The 19,382-nt window shown below is 71.9% G+C and carries 16 protein-coding genes; 5 read left to right on the top strand and 11 right to left on the bottom strand.

Going from position 1 to position 19,382, the window contains the following annotated elements; all coding sequences use genetic code 11:
• Positions 1–79 precede the first annotated feature (79 nt).
• Entirely contained in the window at positions 80–844 is a 765-nt protein-coding gene (locus ACGF5O_RS18320; RefSeq protein ID WP_393810883.1) for an SAM-dependent methyltransferase, read from the top strand.
• Between the two features lie 237 nt (positions 845–1,081).
• On the opposite strand, the gene ACGF5O_RS18315 is transcribed toward ACGF5O_RS18320, so the two are convergent.
• Both ACGF5O_RS18315 and ACGF5O_RS18310 read right to left on the bottom strand, forming a co-directional pair.
• Positions 1,082–2,383, bottom strand: coding sequence for a nitrate/nitrite transporter (locus ACGF5O_RS18315; protein ID WP_393810882.1), 1,302 nt, complete (start codon positions 2,381–2,383; stop codon positions 1,082–1,084).
• Positions 2,380–3,030: a GntR family transcriptional regulator gene (locus ACGF5O_RS18310; RefSeq protein ID WP_393810881.1), complete on the bottom strand. Its 651-nt coding sequence runs from the start codon at positions 3,028–3,030 to the stop codon at positions 2,380–2,382. Before ACGF5O_RS18310 ends, ACGF5O_RS18315 begins: the two co-directional genes overlap by 4 nt.
• A gap of 196 nt (positions 3,031–3,226) precedes the next feature.
• On the opposite strand from ACGF5O_RS18310, the gene ACGF5O_RS18305 reads away from it, so the two are divergent.
• A complete protein-coding gene (locus ACGF5O_RS18305) occupies positions 3,227–4,126 on the top strand; it encodes a D-alanyl-D-alanine carboxypeptidase family protein (RefSeq protein WP_393810880.1) in 900 nt (299 codons plus the stop codon).
• Between the two features lie 195 nt (positions 4,127–4,321).
• Here ACGF5O_RS18305 and ACGF5O_RS18300 read toward each other — a convergent pair whose 3' ends face one another.
• The 3 genes from ACGF5O_RS18300 to pdhA are packed head-to-tail and all read right to left on the bottom strand — an operon-like array spanning position 4,322 to position 7,981.
• The gene (locus ACGF5O_RS18300) at positions 4,322–5,758 is read right to left on the bottom strand and encodes a dihydrolipoamide acetyltransferase family protein (protein WP_393810879.1); all 1,437 of its coding nucleotides are present in this window, start codon (positions 5,756–5,758) and stop codon (positions 4,322–4,324) included.
• Between the two features lie 10 nt (positions 5,759–5,768).
• Positions 5,769–6,764: an alpha-ketoacid dehydrogenase subunit beta gene (locus tag ACGF5O_RS18295; RefSeq protein WP_393810878.1), complete on the bottom strand. Its 996-nt coding sequence runs from the start codon at positions 6,762–6,764 to the stop codon at positions 5,769–5,771.
• A 2-nt stretch (positions 6,765–6,766) separates the two neighbouring features.
• Complete coding sequence (gene pdhA, locus ACGF5O_RS18290; RefSeq protein WP_393810877.1) at positions 6,767–7,981, bottom strand: pyruvate dehydrogenase (acetyl-transferring) E1 component subunit alpha; 1,215 nt, start codon at positions 7,979–7,981, stop codon at positions 6,767–6,769.
• Between the two features lie 556 nt (positions 7,982–8,537).
• Here pdhA and ACGF5O_RS18285 point away from each other — a divergent pair.
• Positions 8,538–9,554: a phosphotransferase gene (locus tag ACGF5O_RS18285; protein ID WP_393810876.1), complete on the top strand. Its 1,017-nt coding sequence runs from the start codon at positions 8,538–8,540 to the stop codon at positions 9,552–9,554.
• A 102-nt stretch (positions 9,555–9,656) separates the two neighbouring features.
• On the opposite strand, the gene ACGF5O_RS18280 is transcribed toward ACGF5O_RS18285, so the two are convergent.
• The gene (locus ACGF5O_RS18280) at positions 9,657–11,246 is read right to left on the bottom strand and encodes a protein kinase (protein WP_393810875.1); all 1,590 of its coding nucleotides are present in this window, start codon (positions 11,244–11,246) and stop codon (positions 9,657–9,659) included.
• A gap of 317 nt (positions 11,247–11,563) precedes the next feature.
• Here ACGF5O_RS18280 and ACGF5O_RS18275 point away from each other — a divergent pair, with 317 nt between their 5' ends.
• Complete coding sequence (locus tag ACGF5O_RS18275) at positions 11,564–13,243, top strand: protein kinase (protein ID WP_393810874.1); 1,680 nt, start codon at positions 11,564–11,566, stop codon at positions 13,241–13,243.
• Positions 13,244–13,384: 141 nt separating this feature from the next.
• Here ACGF5O_RS18275 and ACGF5O_RS18270 read toward each other — a convergent pair whose 3' ends face one another.
• The gene (locus ACGF5O_RS18270) at positions 13,385–13,924 is read right to left on the bottom strand and encodes a bacterial proteasome activator family protein (protein ID WP_181808180.1); all 540 of its coding nucleotides are present in this window, start codon (positions 13,922–13,924) and stop codon (positions 13,385–13,387) included.
• Positions 13,925–14,112: 188 nt separating this feature from the next.
• Here ACGF5O_RS18270 and ACGF5O_RS18265 point away from each other — a divergent pair, with 188 nt between their 5' ends.
• Positions 14,113–14,766 carry a hypothetical protein gene (locus tag ACGF5O_RS18265; RefSeq protein ID WP_393810873.1) on the top strand — a complete coding sequence of 218 codons (654 nt, stop codon included), beginning with the start codon at positions 14,113–14,115 and terminating at the stop codon, positions 14,764–14,766.
• 4 nt (positions 14,767–14,770) lie between these two features.
• On the opposite strand, the gene ACGF5O_RS18260 is transcribed toward ACGF5O_RS18265, so the two are convergent.
• The 4 genes from ACGF5O_RS18260 to ACGF5O_RS18245 all read right to left on the bottom strand — a co-directional run bounded on the left by ACGF5O_RS18260 (position 14,771) and on the right by ACGF5O_RS18245 (position 19,226).
• Positions 14,771–15,751: an NAD(P)H-quinone oxidoreductase gene (locus ACGF5O_RS18260; RefSeq protein WP_393810872.1), complete on the bottom strand. Its 981-nt coding sequence runs from the start codon at positions 15,749–15,751 to the stop codon at positions 14,771–14,773.
• A 63-nt stretch (positions 15,752–15,814) separates the two neighbouring features.
• Positions 15,815–16,921: a potassium channel family protein gene (locus tag ACGF5O_RS18255; protein ID WP_393810871.1), complete on the bottom strand. Its 1,107-nt coding sequence runs from the start codon at positions 16,919–16,921 to the stop codon at positions 15,815–15,817.
• The gene (locus ACGF5O_RS18250; RefSeq protein WP_393810870.1) at positions 16,909–18,333 is read right to left on the bottom strand and encodes a molybdopterin molybdotransferase MoeA; all 1,425 of its coding nucleotides are present in this window, start codon (positions 18,331–18,333) and stop codon (positions 16,909–16,911) included. The genes ACGF5O_RS18255 and ACGF5O_RS18250 overlap by 13 nt, the downstream gene beginning before the upstream one ends.
• Entirely contained in the window at positions 18,330–19,226 is an 897-nt protein-coding gene (locus tag ACGF5O_RS18245; protein ID WP_393810869.1) for an NTP transferase domain-containing protein, read from the bottom strand. The genes ACGF5O_RS18250 and ACGF5O_RS18245 overlap by 4 nt, the downstream gene beginning before the upstream one ends.
• Between the last annotated feature and the right edge of the window lie 156 nt (positions 19,227–19,382).

The raw sequence follows: 19,382 nt of genomic DNA, 5'->3' as shown, positions 1-19,382 counted from the left end.
ATCCGTGCGGGAAGCGGTGAGAGCGGGGCGCCGGTAATTCGGTGGGCGGCGGTCGCCGTCGGGACCTACCGTGCCCGCCATGACTGTTGCCCCCGCACCGCACGACGATCTCCCGCCCCGGCTCACCCGTCTCACCTTCCACGGCCCGCTCTCCGAGGCCCGCGCGACCGGCATGGTCCGGCGCCTCGCCGCGACCTGCCCGGCCACCGTTCTCGACATCGGCTGCGGATGGGGCGAGCTGCTGCTCCGGCTGCTGGAGGCCGTGCCGGCGGCACAGGGGGTCGGGGTGGATCTGCGGGAGGAGGATCTGCGGCGCGGGCGGCGGAACGCGAAGGCGCGGGGGCTCACGGAACGGGCGCGGTTCCTGCGGGAGTCCGCGGCGGGGACCCGGCGCGGCCCGGCCGACGTGGTGCTGTGCCTGGGCGCGAGCCAGGCGCTGGGCGACGATCCGGTGACGGCCCTGCGGGAACTGCGGCGGCTGGTGACCGACGGCGGGCGGGTCCTGCTCGGCGAGGGCTTCTGGCAGCGGACCCCGACGGAGGCGGAGCTGGCCCGGATGTGGCCGGACGCCTCGGTCACCGACCACCACGATCTGGCGGGCCTGGTCGACCTCGCGGTGGCCGCGGGCTTCCGCCCGGAGTGGACCGAGACGGCGAGCCTCGACGAGTGGGAGGAGTTCGAGTCGGCCTACCAGGCGGACACCGAGACATGGCTGGCGGCCAACCCCGCCCACCCCCTGGCCCCGGAAACCCGAACCCGCCTCGACACCCACCGCACAGCCTGGCTGACCTACCGAGGCATCCTGGGCCTCGCCTACCTGACCCTCGTCCCGACGACGCCCTGACCCCACGACGCCCTGATTGCACGGCGCCCCGATCCCACGCAGGCAGGACCCCACGCAGGCAGGACCCCGCACGCACGGAAACCCGCCGACGACGGGAACCCCCACAGGTCGCCGAACCTCTCCACCGACGGTGAACGGGCGGTGCGCGGGTGGGAAAAAACCCGACCACGCACCGAAAGCCGCCCACGGCGGGAACCCCCACAGGTCGCCCAGCCTCTCCACGGGCGGGAGAAGAAGTCACGCAGGGACGTGCACCGTCTCCACCCGGCTCGCCACCAACCGTTCCCGCTCCCGCCGAACCGCCCGCCCCCGCAACCGCAGGATCTGGCTCACCCCCAGCCCCTGCAGCACGAACACGCACGAGAAGGCCACGGTGTAGTTGTCGCCGGTGGCATCCAGCAGCACACCCACCACGAACAACGTCGTCATCGACGCCACGAAACCACCCATGTTGGTGATCCCCGACGCGGTCCCCTGCCGCTCGGGCGGATTCGCGGGCCGCGCGAAGTCGAAGCCGATCATCGACGCAGGCCCGCACGCGCCCAGCACCGCGCACAGCACCACCAGCAGCCACATCGGTGCATGGTCGGCCGGGTACACCAGCGTCGCCGCCCACACCACGGCTGTCGCCCCGACCGTGCCCAGCGCCAGCGGCAACCGCGCCGTGTGGTGCCGGGCGACGATCTGGCCGTAGACGAGGCCGACCACCATGTTGGAGAGGACGACCAGGGTCAGCAGCTCACCGGCCGTGGCGCGGGACAGCCCCTGCGCCTGGACCAGGAACGGCAGCCCCCACAGCAGCAGGAACACCATCGCCGGGAACTGGGTGGTGAAGTGCACCCACAGGCCCAGCCGGGTCCCCGGCTCCCGCCAGGACGCGGCGATCTGCTTCCGTACGTAGGCCGCCCCCTGGTGCGGGAAGGGCGCCGGCTCGTGCCCCTCGGGGTGGTCCTTCAGGAACAGGAACACGAGGACCAGGACGACCACCCCGGCCAGCGCGCTGCCCGCGAACGCCGGGGTCCAGCCGATGCCGTGCAGCAGCCGGGCCAGGACCAGCGTGGAGACGAGGTTGCCGGCCATGCCGACGAGACCGGCGAGCTGGGCGACGAGCGGACCGCGCCGGGCCGGGAACCAGCGGGTGCCGAGCCGCAGCACGCTGATGAACGTCATCGCGTCACCGCAGCCGAGCAGCGCGCGCGAGGCGAGCGCGGTGCCGTACGACGGGGAGAAGGCGAAGCCCAGCTGCCCGGCGGTGAACAGCACGGCGCCGATGGACAGCATCTTCTTCGTGCCGAGGCGGTCGACCAGCAGGCCGACGGGTATCTGCATGCCGGCGTAGACCAGCAGCTGGAGTATCGAGAACGTGGACAGGGCGGAGGCGCCGACGTGGAAGCGGTCGGCCGCGTCGAGGCCGGCGACCCCGAGGGAGGTGCGGAAGATGACGGCGACGAAGTAGACCGAGACGCCTATGCACCAGATCATCACGGCCCGGCGGCCGCCCGGCGGATCACCGGGCAACGACGCGCTGCCGCGGCTCATCGGACCTCACCCCGCGCCAGGTGCGCGAACCAGTCGACGTGCCGGTGCACCAGGCCGACCGCGCGATCGGCGTCCCCCGCGCGGAGCGCGTCCAGGATCTCCTCGTGCTCGGTCAGCGACTTGGCGATGCGGTCGGGGTGGGCGTTCATGATCGCGACGCCCATCCGCAGCTGGCGGTCGCGCAGCTGGTCGTAGAGGCGGGAGAGGATCTCGTTGCCGCCGTCGCGGACGATCGCGGCGTGGAAGCAGCGGTCGGTGACGGCCGCGGCGGCCAGGTCACCGGCGGCGGCCTCGGCCTTCTGCCGGTCGAGCAGCTCCGCCAGGCGGGCCACCAGCGCGGCCGAGGCGGGTACGGCCTTGCGCATCGCGTGTTCCTCGACGAGCATCCGGGTCTCCACCACGTCGGCGATCTCCTGCGCGGAGACGGGCAGCACCATGGCGCCCTTCTTCGGGTAGAGCTTGATCAGCCCCTCGGCCTCAAGACGCAGCAGCGCTTCCCGTACCGGGGTGCGGGAGACTCCCACGGCCTCGGCGAGTTCGCCCTCGGTGAGGAGCGCGCCGCCTTCGTAGTGACGGTCCAGGACGCCTTGCTTGACATGGGAGTAGACGCGGTCGGCGGCGGGGGGCTGCTTGACGGCCAGGCTCATGCCCACAGCATAGATACAACACGTACGCAAGGCCCGTCTCGTCCACCATGCGGACGTCACATAAATCCCCCTCAGCAACCGCACAACCATCTGTGCTACTTACGTGTCACACACGTGCGGCCCCATTCGCTTCGGCACCCCCAACTCGGCCGCACGCCAGGGGCATTACGACTCGACTCGACTCGGGGTATTTCAGTTGATTACCGGTATTAAGGGCACTCGCCTCCGCAAGGCCGCCGCCGTCGCCGTCACGTCCGGCGCGCTGCTGGCGACCGGGGCCCTCACCGCGGCGCCCGCGCAGGCCGTCACCAAGCCCTCGATCGTGGCCAAGGGCGGCTACGTCATGAACAACGCGAACGCGAAGACGCTGTACACGAAGGCGGCGGACACCAAGCTGTCCACCGGCTCCACCACGAAGGTCATGACCGCCAAGGTCGTGCTCGCGCAGTCGAACCTGAACCTCGACAAGAAGGTCACGATCCAGAAGGCGTACAGCGACTACGTCGTCGCCAACAACGCCTCCCAGGCGCACCTGATCGTCGGGGACAAGGTCACCGTCCGCCAGCTGCTCTACGGGCTGATGCTGCCCTCCGGCTGCGACGCCGCCTACGCGCTCGCGGACACGTACGGCTCGGGCACCACCCGCGCCAAGCGCGTCGCCAACTTCATCGCCAAGATGAACACGGCCGCGAAGAACCTGGGTCTGACCAACACCCACTTCGACTCCTTCGACGGAATCGGCAACGGCAACAACTACTCGACGCCGCGCGACCTGACGAAGATCGCCAGCAGCGCGATGAAGAACTCCACGTTCCGCGCGGTCGTCAAGACGAAGGCGTACACGGCGAAGACGATCACCAAGACCGGTTCCACCCGCACCATGGGTACCTGGACCAACACCAACACGCTGCTCAGCAGCTACAGCGGCGCCATCGGCATCAAGACCGGCTCCGGCCCCGAGGCCAAGTACTGCCTCGTCTTCGCCGCGACCCGCAACGGCAAGACGGTCATCGGCACCGTCCTCGCCTCCTCCTCGATCACCCAGCGCGCGACGGACGCCACGAAGCTCCTCAACTACGGCTTCGCGACGATCTGACACGCCGTACCCCGATCCCGCAAAGGCCCGCCGCAAGCCACGCGGCGGGCCTTCGGCATACCAGCACGACCAGCACGACCAGCCGCAGGAGAACGCGAGTTCGTCCCCCGCGTTCGGGCCTGACAGCCGGCGAGAAGAAGAATGGGCGGTCGCACGACGAATCCGCGACCGCCCACTCTCTCGACCTGGCCGCCCCTACCCCCAGGTGATCAACCGCTTCGGCTGCTCCAGGATCGCCGCGATGTCCGCGAGGACCTTGGAGCCCAGCTCGCCGTCGACCAGGCGGTGGTCGAAGGACAGGGCCAGAGTGGTGACCTGGCGCGGCTTCACCTTGCCCTTGTGGACCCACGGCTGGAGCCTGATCGCGCCGACGGCGAGGATCGCCGCCTCGCCCGGGTTGAGGATCGGCGTGCCGGTGTCGATACCGAAGACGCCGACGTTGGTGATGGTCACCGTGCCGCCCTGCATGGCGCCGGGTGACGTCTTGCCGTCCCGGGCCGTGGACACCAGCTCGCCGAGGGACTCGGCCAGCTGCGGCAGCGTCTTCGCGTGGGCGTCCTTGATGTTCGGGACGATCAGGCCGCGCGGGGTGGCCGCGGCGATGCCCAGGTTGACGTAGTGCTTGAGCACGATCTCCTGGTTCGCCTCGTCCCAGGACGCGTTGATGTCCGGGTTGCGCTTGATGGCGACCAGCAGCGCCTTGGCGATGAGGAGGAGGGGGTTGACCCGGAGGCCCTGCAGGTCCTTGTCCTGCTTCAGCTCCTCGACCAGCTTCATCGTGCGGGTCACGTCCACCGTCACGAACTCGGTGACGTGGGGTGCGGTGAACGCGGAGCCGACCATCGCCGCCGCCGTCGCCTTGCGCACGCCCTTGATGGGGACGCGGGTCTCGCGGGCGGTGTCGTACGCGGCTACGGGAGCCGCGGCAGCGGCCACCGGTACGGCCGCCGCCACCGGCTCGGGCACGGCAACCGCCGGCACCGCCGCGTGCACGTCCTCGCGCGTGATGACGCCGTCCGGGCCGGAGGGGATCACCGTGGCCAGGTCGACGCCCAGGTCCTTCGCCAGCTTGCGCACCGGCGGCTTCGCCAGCGGGCGGGGGCGCTCCTCCGCCGTGGCAGGGGCCGGGGCGGGGGCGGGGGTGGGGACCGGTGCCGGGCCGTGGCCGTTGAGCTCCTGCTGGACCGCCGCCCGGACCGTCACCTCGGCGGCCGTGGTCTCCGGGCCCTTGCGCGGACGGCGCTTGGTGGAGGAGGCGGCCACGCCGTAGCCGACGAGGACCGGCTGGCGGCCTTCCGGCTTCTTCTCCGGCTCCGGGGACGGGGACAGGGCCGGAGCCGGGGCCGCGGCGGACTCCGCGGCCGGCGCCCCGCCCGCCACGTCCACCGCGATGATCGCCGTGCCCACGTCCACCGTGGTGCCCTCGGCGAAGCGCAGCTCGCGGACCACGCCGTCGTAGGGGATCGGGAGTTCGACGGCCGCCTTCGCCGTCTCGACCTCGCACACCACCTGGCCGTCGGTGACCGTGTCGCCGGGCTGGACGTACCACTTGAGGATCTCGGCCTCGGTGAGCCCCTCGCCCACGTCCGGCATCTTGAACTCGCGTACGGACGCTTCCGTCATCGTCGTCACGACCCTCTCCTCAGTACGCCAGGGCACGGTCGACGGCGTCGAGCACCCGGTCAAGGCCCGGAAGGTACTCCTCCTCCAGGCGGGCCGGCGGGTAAGGGGCGTGGTAGCCGCCGACCCTGAGGACCGGGGCCTCCAGGTGGTAGAAGCAGCGCTCGGTGATGCGGGCGGCGATCTCCGCGCCCGAACCGAAGAACACCGGTGCCTCGTGGACCACGACCAGGCGGCGGGTCTTCTCGACCGAGGCCTGGATCGAGTCGAAGTCCATCGGGGAGACGGACCGCAGGTCCAGGACCTCCAGGGACTTGCCCTCCTCGGCGGCCGCGTCGGCGGCCTCCTGGCAGACCTTCACCATCGGGCCGTAGGCGGCGAGGGTCAGGTCCGTGCCCTCGCGGACCACGCGTGCCTTGTGCAGCGGGCCGGGGATGGCCTCGGGGTTGACCTCGCCCTTGTCCCAGTAGCGCCGCTTGGGCTCGAAGAAGATCACCGGGTCGTCGCTCTGGATGGCCTGCTGCATCATCCAGTACGCGTCGGAGGGGTTGGAAGGGCTGACGATCTTCAGGCCCGCCACGTGCGCGAAGAGCGCCTCGGGGGACTCGGAGTGGTGCTCGACCGCGCCGATGCCGCCGCCGTAGGGGATGCGGACGACGACCGGCATCTTGACCTTGCCCAGCGAGCGGGCGTGCATCTTCGCGAGCTGGGTGACGATCTGGTCGTACGCCGGGAAGACGAAACCGTCGAACTGGATCTCCACCACCGGGCGGTAGCCGCGCAGGGCGAGGCCGATCGCGGTGCCGACGATGCCGGACTCGGCGAGGGGGGTGTCGATGACGCGGCTCTCGCCGAAGTCCTTCTGCAGGCCGTCGGTGACCCGGAAGACGCCGCCGAGCTTGCCGACGTCCTCGCCCATGACGAGGACCTTGGGGTCGGACTCCAGCGCGCGGCGCAGCGACTCGTTGATCGCCTTGGCCAGGGCCATGTTCTTAGCTGTCACGGTCTCCGCTGCCATGGTCAGACCCCCTCTACGTCCGCGAACGACGCCTGGTAGGCGGCGAACTGGGCTCGCTCCTCGTCGACGAGCGCGTGCCCGTCGGCGTACACGTTCTCGAAGATGGCGAAGTTGTCCGGGTCCGGCATGGCCCGTACCGCTTCGCGCACTCGCCTGCCCAACGCCTCGGACTCGGTCTCGAGTTCCGCGAAGAATCCGTCGTCCGCGTGGTTTGCGGCCTCCAGGTAGCGGCGCAGGCGCAGGATCGGGTCCTTGGCCTCCCAGGCCTCGCGCTCCTCGTCGGCCCGGTACTTGGTCGGGTCGTCGGAGGTGGTGTGGGCGCCCATCCGGTAGGTGTACGCCTCGACGAGCGTCGGGCCCTCGCCGCTGCGGGCGCGCTCCAGCGCCCACTTGGTGACCGCGAGGCAGGCCAGCACGTCGTTGCCGTCGACCCGGACACCGGGGAAGCCGAAGCCCTGGGCCCGCTGGTAGAGCGGGACGCGGGTCTGCTTCTCGGTCGGCTCGGAGATCGCCCACTGGTTGTTCTGGCAGAAGAACACCACCGGGGCGTTGTAGACCGCGGCGAAGGTGAACGATTCGGCGACGTCGCCCTGGCTGGACGCGCCGTCGCCGAAGTAGGCGATCACCGCGCTGTCCGCGCCGTCCTTGGCGACGCCCATCGCGTAGCCGGTGGCGTGCAGCGTCTGGGAGCCGATGACGATCGTGTAGAGGTGGAAGTTGTTGCTGTTGGGGTCCCAGCCGCCGTGGTTGACGCCGCGGAACATGCCCAGCAGGTTGGTCGGGTCGACCCCGCGGCACCAGGCGACGCCGTGCTCGCGGTAGGTCGGGAAGACGTAGTCGTCCTCGCGGGTCGCCCGCCCGGAGCCGATCTGGGCGGCCTCCTGGCCGAGCAGGGACGCCCACAGGCCCAGCTCGCCCTGCCGCTGCAGGGCGGTGGCCTCGGCGTCGAAGCGACGGGTGAGCACCATGTCGCGGTAGAGACCGCGCAGCTCCTCGGGGGTGATCCCGGCGACGTACGCGTCGTACTCGGCGTTCTTGACCCGCTTGCCCTCGGGGGTCAGCAACTGCACGAGCTCGGGCTCGGTGCTCTTCTTCGCGGTGGTACGGGTGGTGGTGCGGCTGGTGGTGCGCTTGGTGCCGGTCTTGCTGCCGGTGGTACCGGCCTTGCCTGCGGCGCTGCGTCGCGGTGTGCCCGCGGCACTGCTGTCCACGCTCACGTGTGCTCCTCCGTCGGTCCGGCCCCCGGGGTTGCCGGGTGAACCAGTGCGGCTCACCTGTTTCCGACACCCGTGACACGGGGTGGGTGCCACTCGGCCGGGAACAGGCGTGACAGGTGCCCCGGCGAGCGCCCTGCAACATGCACGTTACCCAGTGCCTCACATTTCTGTGAAACCCCTCCTGACCTGCGTTTTTGCTTGGAAATCCAAGTACTTTTTGCTTGGGTTTCCTAGTAGATCGACGCGGGCCGGAAGGTTGCTGGTCAGAGCCTTGCAGGAGGCCGGAGCAACGGCACGTTATCCCGCCGCCCGGGGCCACGGGAAGACATCCAGGGGTCCGGTCTGCTCGCCGAAGCGCGGGCGCACGCCGCGCGCGGCGCAGCGACCCTACGCCCCGGGCGCCGTCCCGGCGGCGCGTATTTCGCACTTGTATTCGCCGCGGTCCATCGCGTGACCGAAAGCGACCATCGATGACTATCTGTGATAACCCGCAGCTCACAGGGTTGGCGTTTGCCCTACCATCTGCCGCGTGCCGCGCTCATGTTTACCCCCTCTCGTGCCCCAAGCGCCCCCTCTGGGCGCCCTGCTCCGGCAGTACGCCGCCGGCTCCGCACTCGCCTGCGAGCCCGTCGAACAAGGTCTGCTCAACCGCGGCTACCGCCTCTGCACCACCCGCGGCAGCTACTTCCTGAAGCACCACTTCGACCCCGACACCGCCGACCCGGCCGCCATCGAACGGCGTCATCTGGCCACCCAGCGGCTGGCCGCCCTCGGCGTCCCGGTCGCCCCGCCCCTCGCCGGCCGCGACGGCCGCACGGTCGCCGTCGTCGGCGGCCACGCCTACGCACTGCACCCCTGGATCGACGGCCGGCACCGGCACGGCGGACAGCTCACGCGCGGGGAGTGCGCGCGGCTCGGCGCGCTCCTCGGCGCCGTGCACGCCTGCCTGGAGCGCGTGATGCCCCCCAAGGGGCGCACCCGCCCGGCCACCAGCCCCCACCCCGTCGAGAGCGCCGACCCCGCCGACACCTTCGCGCTCATCGACGACCTGCTCGCCCACGTCAGCCGGCACCGCCCCGCCGACGCCTTCGACGAACTCGCCCGCCACCGGCTGCTCGAACGCCGTGCGCTCCTGGAACAGCACACCGCCCGGCGCCCCCCGCGCGGCGCCTCGGTGGGCTGGGTGCACGGCGACTTCCACCCGTTCAACCTGCTCTACAAGGGCGACGCGCCCGCCGCGATCGTCGACTGGGACCGGCTCGGGGTGCAGCCCCGCGCGGAAGAGGCCGTACGCGCCGCCGCCATCTTCTTCGTGCGCCCGGCGGGAGCGCTCGACCTGCGGAAGGTGCGGGCGTACGCGCGCACGTACCGGCGCGCGGCCGGCGCCACGCCCTCGGAACTCGCGGCGGCCGTGCACCGCGTGTGGTGGGAGCGGCTCAACGACTTCTGGATGCTGCGCTGGCACTACGAGCGCGGCGACACCCGCGCGGACCCCCAGTTCCCGGCCGCCTCGGCGCTCGCCGTGTGGTGGACCCGGGAGTACGACGCGGTGTGCGACGCGTTCGTGCGGTAGCGGCAGACCGGCGGCGGCCGGTAGGTGCGGCCGGTCGGCAGAGGCAGCCCGACGGCGGTCGGTCAGCCGGTCAGCCGGTCAGCCGAAGGGTGTCGGTGTCCTTCAACCGCCGCCGACACCGGTGCCGGCGATCGAGTTGCCGCCGTCGACCCCGCCGTCGTCGCCCGTGCCGGTCGTGTCGGAGGGCTGCGTGTCCGGCGAGCTCTCCGTGTCCGTGGGCTGCGAGGCGCTCGCCGTGTCGCTCGGCTGGTCGCTCGGCTCGCTGCTCTGCGTCTGGGACTGGGTGTACGACGGGGTCTGGGACGGCGTGTACCCGTTGCCGTTGCCGGTGTTCGAGCCGCTGTCGTCGGTCGCCGTGTCCGTGGCCGTGTCGCTGGCCTCGTCCGACGGGCTGGAGCTGGGCGTCTCGTCCTTGGTGGTCTGCGAGACGGTCGGCGACTGCGTCGTACCGGTGCCACCGCCGTCGCCGCCACCGCCGTTGTTGATCGCCAGGGCGACGCCCGCCGCGATGGCGATCACCGCGAGGACGGCCAGGATCCACAGCTTGCCGCGGCCGCTGCCCCGGTTGCCGTGCCCCTCGAAACCGCCGTCGTCGCCGCCTCCGTAGCCGCCCGGCAGGATCGGCTGCGGGATCTGGGTGGTCCCGGCGGCGGCCGCCGGGTGCGGCATCACGGTCGTACCGGCGAAACCGCCCGCCGGGGTGTGCCGGCCGTCGGGCACGGTGACCGGGCCGGTGTTCCAGGTGCCGGTGTGGCTGCCCTGGTCGTACAGCATCTGCAGGCCGTACTGGACCAGGCCGCGCATCTCCTCGGCGGTCTGGAAGCGGTCGTCGGGCTCCTTGGCGAGCGAACGCATCACCAGGCCGTCCAGCTCCGGCGGGGCGACGCCCTCGGAGGTCTGGGACGGCGGCACCGGGATGTCCTGGACGTGCTGGTAGACCACCGCCAGCGGGGTCTCGCCGATGAACGGCGGGCGCAGCGAGAGGAGTTCGTAGAGCAGGCAGCCGGTGGCGTACAGGTCGGAGCGGTGGTCGACGGCCTTGCCGAGCGCCTGCTCCGGGGAGAGGTACTGGGGGGTGCCCATGACCATGCCGGTCTGCGTCATCGTCGTGGACGCGCCGTGCAGGGCGCGGGCGATGCCGAAGTCCATCACCTTGACGGAACCGGTCTGGGTGATGATGACGTTGGCCGGCTTGATGTCGCGGTGCACGATGCCGTGCTGGTGCGAGTAGGCCAGCGCCTCGAGGACCCCGGAGACGATGGTCAGGGCCTGCTCGGGGCCCGGCGCCTCCGCGTTGATCAGCAGGTCGCGGATGGTGTGGCCCTCGACCAGCTCCATCACGATGTACGGCACCGACTGACCGCCGACGACGTCCTCGCCGGAGTCGTACACGGCCACGATCGCATGGTGGTTGAGGCCGGCCACCGACTGCGCCTCGCGCGTGAAGCGGGCCTTGGAGACCGGATCCTCGGCGAGGTCCGCGCGCAGCAGCTTGACGGCCACGGTCCGGCCGAGCCGAATGTCCTCGGCCGCGAACACCTCGGCCATACCGCCCCGCCCGAGCCGGTGGGTCAGCCGGTACCGGCCGTCGCCGACCAGGCCGTGGTTGCCCCACATCTCCGGCGCGTCCGACATCCCGCCGCCAGTCGCCTCGGGGTCGGACGGGCCCTGGGCGCTGTGCGTCTGTGCCATCGGTCCTCGCCGTCGTTTCTGCCCGCGGTGCGCGCGGTGTTGTCACGGTCTCCGTCGGCCACGCTACAGCCTCCGCGCAACCCGTCGGTCCGGGATCCGACCCCTGGACGGACCGGCCATCAAACCCGTACCACTCGCCGCCGTGCAAATTCTGTGTACCGGACGTAGGGCAGCTGTAATGCTTCCGCGCCTCTTCTTTCGCGTACGGTCACGGAACGGGCACCACGCTTGACGTGTCAGTGCCCTCCGGCAGACTTGGCCGGGAATGAGACATTCGATCAACAAGGGTGCCTGAGTACCCAACGGGGGACGGGGAAATGAGCCAGGACGGCGCACATGGCCGTTATGCGGGGCGGGCTCTGGCCGGTGGCCGCTACCAGCTGCGCGACCTGCTCGGCGAGGGCGGCATGGCCTCCGTGCACCTGGCGTACGACTCGGTCCTGGACCGGCAGGTCGCGATCAAGACCCTGCACACCGAACTCGGCCGGGAACAGGCCTTCCGCGAGCGCTTCCGCCGCGAGGCCCAGGCAGTGGCCAAGCTCACGCACACCAATATCGTCTCCGTCTTCGACACCGGCGAGGACGCGCTCGACGGCTCCACGATGCCGTACATCGTCATGGAGTACGTCGAGGGCCGCCCGCTCGGCTCGGTCCTGGACGAGGACGTACGGCAGTACGGCGCGATGCCCGCCGACAAGGCGCTGAAGATCACCGCCGACGTGCTGGCCGCGCTGGAGATCAGCCACGAGATGGGGCTGGTCCACCGCGACATCAAGCCCGGCAACGTGATGATGACCAAGCGCGGTGTCGTCAAGGTGATGGACTTCGGGATCGCCCGCGCCATGCAGTCCGGGGTCACCTCCATGACCCAGACCGGCATGGTCGTCGGCACCCCGCAGTACCTCTCCCCGGAGCAGGCGCTCGGCCGGGGCGTGGACGCGCGGTCCGACCTCTACTCGGTCGGCATCATGCTGTTCCAGCTGGTCACCGGGCGGCTGCCGTTCGACGCGGACTCCCCGCTGGCGATCGCCTACGCCCACGTCCAGGAGGAGCCGGTCGCTCCCTCCTCGGTCAACCGGGCCCTGCCCCCGGCCGTGGACGCGCTGGTCGCCCGCGCGCTGAAGAAGAACCCGAACGAGCGCTTCCCGACCGCCGAGTCCATGCGCGACGAGTGCCTGCGGGTCGCCGCCTCGCTCCACCCGGCCGCGCCCAGCATCGTCCCGGGCATCCCGCCGACGCAGAGCGGCTCAGGGGTAGGCTCCGCGGTCTTCCCGCCGGTCGGCCAGGGGACGCCGGCGCCTCCCGGTCCGGTGCAGACGCCGTACCAGCCGGCACCGGCACCGAATCCCTACGGGGGCGCGGCGCCCGCACCCGGCTACGGCTATCCGCAGCAGGCGGGCTACCAGACCCCGGCCGGGTACGCCCCGCCGGCGGCGGCTGCGTCGACGCCGCCGCCCTACAACATCACGCCGCAGGGGCCGTCCGCCGGGGGCGTCGGTGGTGGCGGCGGTGGCGGCGGTGGCGGTGGGAAGAGCAACCGGCCGGTGGTCATCGGGTCGATCGCGGTGTCGCTGGTCGCGGTGATCGGCCTGGTCGTGGCGCTGGCGCTGAACAACGGCGGCGGTGACGACACCGGCGGCAGCGGTGGTGGCGGGGGCGGTGGCAGCACCGCGAGCACCGCCGCCTCGCACGCCTCGGGCTACCGCGGCCCCGACACCTCGAAGACCGTCGAGAAGACCGAGTGCACCGAACCCCAGGAGTCCTACGACGACCCGGACAAGATCCAGGTCCCGGACTTCAAGTTCAAGTACATCAAGTCGGTCAAGGAGTGCTTCCAGGCCGCCGGCTGGCAGATGAAGATCGTCTCCGTGGACGAGAACACGTACGGCGACGGCACGGTCATGGAGCAGTTCCCGTCCTCGGGCACCGACGTCGACCCGCAGGACATGCCGACCATCGAGCTGAAGGTGTCGACGGGCAACCCGGCGACCGGCTGAGGCGGGACGTTCCGGCGCGGGACGTCCTGGGGCGGGACGTACTGGCGCGGGGCGCACCGACGCACGGCGCGCGGCGCAGTAGAAAGGGCCCGGCGGCTGTCCGCCGGGCCCTTCGCCGCTTCGGGAGTGTCCCGGGAGTCCCTAGAGGTACGGCCCGCCGGAGCGGCCGGCCGGGCCGTGCTCCTCGCCCTCGTGGCCGACGCCCGGCGGCAGCGCGCGCCGCATCTGCTCCAGCTGGGCGCGGGCGGCCATCTGCTGGGCGAACAGGGTGGTCTGGATCCCGTGGAACAGCCCCTCCAGCCAGCCCACCAGCTGGGCCTGCGCGATGCGCAGTTCGGCGTCGGAGGGGGTGGAGTTCTCGGTGAACGGCAGCGAGAGCCGCTCCAGCTCCTCCACCAGCTCCGGGGCCAGGCCGTCCTCCAGCTCCTTCACGGAGCTGGCGTGGATCTCCTTGAGCCGGACCCGGCTGGCCTCGTCGAGGGGAGCCGCACGCACCTCCTCTAGGAGCTGCTTGATCATGCTGCCGATCCGCATGACCTTGGCGGGCTGTTCCACCATCTCCGTCACCGGGATCTCGCGGGAGTCCTCGTCCCCGTTGCCGCCGCCGAGTGCCATCCCGTCCTGGCCCACGACCAGGATCTGCGGATTCTCGGGCGACCGTTCGTTCCTCGGCATCTCCATGCCGCCATTCTCTCGCACCCGTACACCTCACCACCGTGGTGCCCCCCATGAGGGCTGATCCACCACTCTGACCGGCTCCGGGCCGGCCGTAGCCCCTTCGGCCGAGTCAGAAATGCCAGTTCTGCGGGCGAATGTGAGGCTGATGATCGTCTGCCCTGACGACGACCGTGCTCCAGGAGGTCACCGCCGTGACTCCAAGGCTGCGACTCCCCTTCACCGGCATCCGGCCGCCCGCGGCCCGCGAGCAGTCCCTGCGCCGGGTAAGGCTCGCGCTCGCCCGTCGGCTGTCCGTACGTCTGCTGCTGGTTCTCGCGGCGGTCCTGTTGCCGTGCGTCACGGCCGTCGGGTTCACTCCCCGGCCGGTGCCCTCGGGCTCCGCCCGCGCCTCGGCCACCCCCGAGCCGTCGCTGGCCGGCACCGTGGCGGGCGAGGGCCGGATGCGGCCGGGACGGCCTCAGGGACCGGCGACGAAGATCGAGGGCCAGGACCCCGACGACCCCGAGGAGCCTGAGGAGGCTGACGACTCCGCCGCCCGCGACACCCCCGGCACCCCCGGCACCTCGGACGACTCCGACGACCATGGCGGTCTCGGCGAAGGAGCGGCGACCGAGCCCGCGGGGAGCGGTGCCGGGAGCCCGGCGGCCGACTCCGCACAGCCGCCCCGCGAGGCCGTCCTCGCCCCCACCTCGCCCCAGCCGCCCCAGGCGGGCCAGGCGATGGGCTCCGGCCAGGAGGACGACACCGAGCCCATGCTGCACGTCCTTCCGCTCGGCAGCGGCCTGGTCCTGATCGGCCTCGGGCTCGGCCTCGCCTTCGTCGGCCTGCGGGTACGGCGGGGCTGAGGCGCTACGGGGCGACCAGCACGACCTTGCCGATGTGCTCGCTGGCCTCGACCACCCGATGGGCCTGCGCCGCGTCCGCCATCGGCAGCTCCCGGTCGACGACCGGGCGGACATGGCCCTGGACGATCAACGGCCACACGTGCTCCCGCACCGCCGCGGTGATGGCCGCCTTCTCGGCGAGCGGACGGGCGCGCAGCGAGGTCGCGCTGATCGCGGCCCGCTTGCCCAGCAGCGCGCCGATGTTCAGCTCGCCCTTGACGCCGCCCTGCATGCCGATGATCGCGAGCCGCCCGTTGACCGCGAGCGTCTGCACGTTCCGGTCCAGGTACTTGGCGCCCATGTTGTCCAGGATGACGTCGGCCCCCGCGCCATCGGTGGCCTGCTTCACCTCGGCGACGAAGTCCTGCTCGCGGTAGTTGACGAGGATGTCCGCGCCGAGCTCGGCACAGAAGTCCAGCTTCTCCTTCGTGCCCGCGGTGACCGCGACCCTGGCGCCGACCACCTTGCCCAGCTGGATCGCCATGGTGCCGATGCCGCTGGAGCCGCCGTGCACGAGGAGGGTCTCGCCGGGGCGCAGGTGGGCGATCATGAAGACGTTCGACCAGACCGTGCACGCCACCTCGGGCAGCGCCGCGGCCTGCTTCAGGTCCAGGCCCTCGGGCACCGGCAGCAGCTGCCCGGCCGGCACGGCGACCTTCTCGGCGTACCCGCCGCCCGCGAGCAGCGCGCACACCTCGTCGCCGACCGACCAGCCGGAGACACCCGGGCCGAGCGCGACGATCCGCCCGGAGCACTCCAGACCGGGGTACGGGGAGGCCCCCGGCGGCGGGTCGTAGAAGCCCTGCCGCTGCATGATGTCGGCGCGGTTGACGGCACCGGCCACCACCTCGACCAGTACCTCGCCGTCACCGGGCACGGGATCGGGAACCTCCGCCCACACCAGCGCCTCGGGCCCACCAGGTTCGGGAATCGTGATCGCATACATGCGGCCGACGCTACTCCCCGCCCGTCCGGCCCCGGCCGGTGACGTCACCGGCGACTCGCCCGGTCAGGCGCGGGGCAACGGGCGTACGTCCGGTGCGACCTGGTTGCCCGGCGAGGCCCGCACGATCGTGATCAGCCGGTCCGTCGCCTCGATGGTGCCGACGGCCGGGTCGTCGTACCCGAGCACCCGGTGTCCGCGTACGACGCTCACCACCAGGTCCGCCGTCTCGCGCGGTGTCCTGCCGACCTCGGCCTTGACCGCGGGGCGTTCCACGAGGTCCAGTCCGCTGCCCTGCTGGATGAGGTCCTCCATGACCATGCCGGCCGCCGGGCTGAGCACGGACAGCCCGAGCAGCCGGCCGGCCGCGCTGGCGCTGGTGATGACGGCGTCGGCGCCGGACTGCTTGAGCAGCGGCGCGTTCTCCTCCTCGCGGACCGCCGCCACGATCTTCGCGGCCTTGTTGAGCTGCCGGGCCGTCAGGGTCACCAGCACGGCCGTGTCATCGCGCTGGGTCGCGATGATGATCTGCCGCGCCCGCTGCACCTCGGCCCGCTTCAGCACCTCGCTGCGGGTCGCATCGCCGATGACCCCCGCGTATCCGTCGGCGGTGGCCGCCTCGATCACCTTGGAGCTCGGGTCGACCACGACCACCTGTTCCGCCTTCAGCCCGGTCGCACAGACGGTCTGGATCGCCGACCGGCCCTTCGTCCCGAACCCGACGACGACGGTGTGATCCCGCAAGGCGGACCTCCAGCGGTTCAGGCGCCATTCCTCCCGGGTGCGTTCGGTGAGGACTTCGAGCGTGGTGCCGACCAGGATGATCAGGAACAGCACACGCAGAGGCGTGATGACGAAGATGTTGGTGAGCCGCGCACCGTCGCTGACGGGGGTGATGTCGCCGTAGCCGGTGGTGGAGAGGGTGACGGTCGCGTAGTAGAAGGCGTCGAGCAGGTCGACGGAACCGTCGGAGTTGTCGGTGTACCCGTCACGGTCGACGTAGACGATCAACGCGGTGGCGACCAGCACCAGCAGGGCCATGGCGAGCCGTTTGGTGACCTGGCGGATCGGGCGGTCCACGACCTTGGTCGGGAGTTTCACCCGCTGGGTCGCCAGGTGTTCGTCCGCCTGGCGGGCGATGGCGTCATGGCCGGGAAGTTTCACGTGAAACATACTCCGATGCCGGCGGCCGCCCAGGGGAGGTCGAGGAGTTCCGTCTCCTCCCCCTGCCGTGCTCCGCCCGGCGCCACGACCGCGAGCGCGTCGGCGGCGGCGATGCCGCGGAGCATGGCCGGGCCGTTGTAGTGCAGCGGGACCGCGGCGTCGCCGCGCAGGACGACCGGGATGAGCCGGGTGTCGTACGGGTGCCCGTGCGTCGCCTCCGCCAGCGGCAGGGTGTACGGCTCGGGGGCCGGGTGGGCGGCGAGGGTGCGCAGCAGGGGCTCGGCGAGGGTGAGCAGGCCGGAGACGGCGGCCAGGGGGTTGCCGGGGAGGCCGACGAGGTGCTGGTTCTCCTTGGTGCGGGCCAGCAGCATGGGGTGGCCGGGGCGCACCTTGACGCCGTCGACGAGGAGTTCGGCGCCGATGCGTTCCAGGGTGGGGTGGATGTGGTCGACCGGGCCGGAGGCGGTACCGCCCGTGGTGACCACGAGATCGGCCGTCGACGAGGTGATCGCCTTGTACAGGGCCTTGGCGTCGTCACCGAGCCGGCGTACGGCGGTGACCTCGGCGCCGAGCGCGCGCAGCCAGGGCGGCAGCATCGGGCCGAGCGCGTCCCGGATGAGTCCGTCGTGCGGGAGTCCTTCGGTGAGCAACTCGTCGCCCAGGATCAGAACTTCGGCGCGGGGGCGGGGGACGACGGTGACGGTGTCGTACCCCGCGGCTGCGGCGAGGCCGAGGACGCCCGGGGTGACCAGGGTGCCCAGCGGCAGCAACTGGTCGCCGGTGCGGCACTCCTGGCCGCGCGGACGGATGTCCTGGCCGTGGACCACCTCACGGGTGGGGTGCAGCCGGCTCTGGGCGTCGAGACGGCCGTGCTCGCTGCGCAGCACGGCCGTGGTGTCCGCCGGGATCCGGGCGCCGGTGGCGATACGGACCGCCTCGCCGTCGGTGAGCGGCTCGGGCTGCCCGTGCCCGGCCAACACGCCTTCCTCGCGGACGTCCCAGGGCCCGGGGCCGGCGACCGCCCAGCCGTCCATCGCCGAGGTGTCGAAGGAGGGCAGGTCGGTGAGCGCGTCCAGCGGGGCGGCGAGGGTCAGGCCTAGGGCGTCGGCCAGCGGTACGGAGACGGGGGCGCGACGGGCCCCGGACCGGACGGCGGACCGGGCGGCACGGGCGGCGGTCTCGCGGGCCTGGGGCCAGGGGGTGGCCCGGTGGCGGTGGGCCGAGTGACCGCCGTGCGCGTGCGCGCCGCGTTCGCCGGGCGCGCCGTGTTCACCGTGTTCGCCGTGGAGGGTGGGCGCTGCGCTCGCGTCCTGCCGGGGGTCCCTGGGCTTTCTCACGAGGGCGAGCGCCTCCTCGACGTCGAGATCGTCGTCGGTGTCCGCGGCGGCGGGGGTGCCGGACCGGATGCCGGGGGCGGTCACCGGCCGGGCCCGGGGGCGGGGTTGCCGGGCGCGGGGTCGCCGGGGGCGGGGTCGGCTTCTTCCGCCCAGCGCTGGGCCAGCGCGGCGGCCTTGCGGGCGGCCTCGGCGACCGCCTCGGGGCCGCCCTTGCCCTGTGCGGCGGCGTAGCCGACGAGGAAGGTGGTCAGCGGGGCGGCAGGGCGGTCCACGCCGTGCGCGGCGTCCCTGGCCAGGTCGAGCAGAAGGCGGATGTCGACGTCCAGGTCGATGCCCAGTTCGTCCTTGACTGCGGAGATCCATTCGTCCAACACGTGCCCATGCTCCCTGATGCGTGCCCTGGCGTCGGCGATGTCGTCCCAGGTGTCGCAGTCGAAGGAGGCGAGGGGGTCCGGGACGCGGGTGAGGTTCAGTGCGGCGGTCAGGCGCCGCAGGGGGAGGCCGGTGAGACCGCGGTCGCCCGCGGCGAGGGCCGCAAGTGCGTGGCGCAGTGCCGCCGTCCGGTAGGCCGCCACGAGGGGTTGGTCCCTGCCGTCGGCATCGGTGAGCAGCGCGGCGTCCGCGCCGGTCGTGTGCAGGACCGACAACAGGCGCTCCACCGTTGCCTCTTCGAGGAACGGGAGGTCGGCGGAGAGCACGAGTGCGCAGTCGGCGGCGGTGTGGCGCAGGCCGGCGTCGAGCGCGGCGACCGGGCCGCCGCCCGGCGGGTCCTCGCGGGTCCAGTGGACCGGGCGGGAGGTGGGGCGGGGGGCTGCCACGACGACGGTCCGGCGGGCGCCGGCGCAGGCCGCGAGGACGCGGTCGAGGAGCGGGCGTCCGCCGACCCTGACGGACGGCTTGTCGGCCCCGCCGAGGCGCCTCGCGGCGCCGCCGGCCAACACGATCGCGTCGTAGGGCGGGGGCTCGGTGGCGGTCACCTTTCGAGTATGGGGGGCGTTCTGATCACGGGGAACCGATGGGGGCGTGGGATGTGCAGGGTGTGGTTGCGTGCGCCCAAGGGGCGGGGGCAGGACGTCCGTGCGCGAGTGCGGGTTGTGTTTGGTTGATCGCGCAGTTCCTCCCCCAGCCTTCGG

It is taken from the genome of Streptomyces sp. NPDC048291 (genome assembly GCF_043201715.1).
GTDB lineage: Bacteria > Actinomycetota > Actinomycetes > Streptomycetales > Streptomycetaceae > Streptomyces.
The sequence above is the reverse complement of the archived record's forward strand: the minus strand, read 5'-3'. Positions and strand labels throughout refer to the sequence as shown.

What these genes read in the sequence shown, in the direction of transcription:
- ACGF5O_RS18320 (WP_393810883.1), top strand. Translation starts at nt 80, where the DNA reads ATGACTGTTGCCCCCGCACCGCACGACGATCTCCCGCCCCGGCTCACC.
- ACGF5O_RS18315 (WP_393810882.1), bottom strand. Translation starts at nt 2,383, where the DNA reads ATGAGCCGCGGCAGCGCGTCGTTGCCCGGTGATCCGCCGGGCGGCCGC.
- ACGF5O_RS18310 (WP_393810881.1), bottom strand. Translation starts at nt 3,030, where the DNA reads ATGAGCCTGGCCGTCAAGCAGCCCCCCGCCGCCGACCGCGTCTACTCC.
- ACGF5O_RS18295 (WP_393810878.1), bottom strand. Translation starts at nt 6,764, where the DNA reads ATGGCAGCGGAGACCGTGACAGCTAAGAACATGGCCCTGGCCAAGGCG.
- ACGF5O_RS18280 (WP_393810875.1), bottom strand. Translation starts at nt 11,246, where the DNA reads ATGGCACAGACGCACAGCGCCCAGGGCCCGTCCGACCCCGAGGCGACT.
- ACGF5O_RS18275 (WP_393810874.1), top strand. Translation starts at nt 11,564, where the DNA reads ATGAGCCAGGACGGCGCACATGGCCGTTATGCGGGGCGGGCTCTGGCC.
- ACGF5O_RS18270 (WP_181808180.1), bottom strand. Translation starts at nt 13,924, where the DNA reads ATGGAGATGCCGAGGAACGAACGGTCGCCCGAGAATCCGCAGATCCTG.
- ACGF5O_RS18260 (WP_393810872.1), bottom strand. Translation starts at nt 15,751, where the DNA reads ATGTATGCGATCACGATTCCCGAACCTGGTGGGCCCGAGGCGCTGGTG.
- ACGF5O_RS18255 (WP_393810871.1), bottom strand. Translation starts at nt 16,921, where the DNA reads ATGTTTCACGTGAAACTTCCCGGCCATGACGCCATCGCCCGCCAGGCG.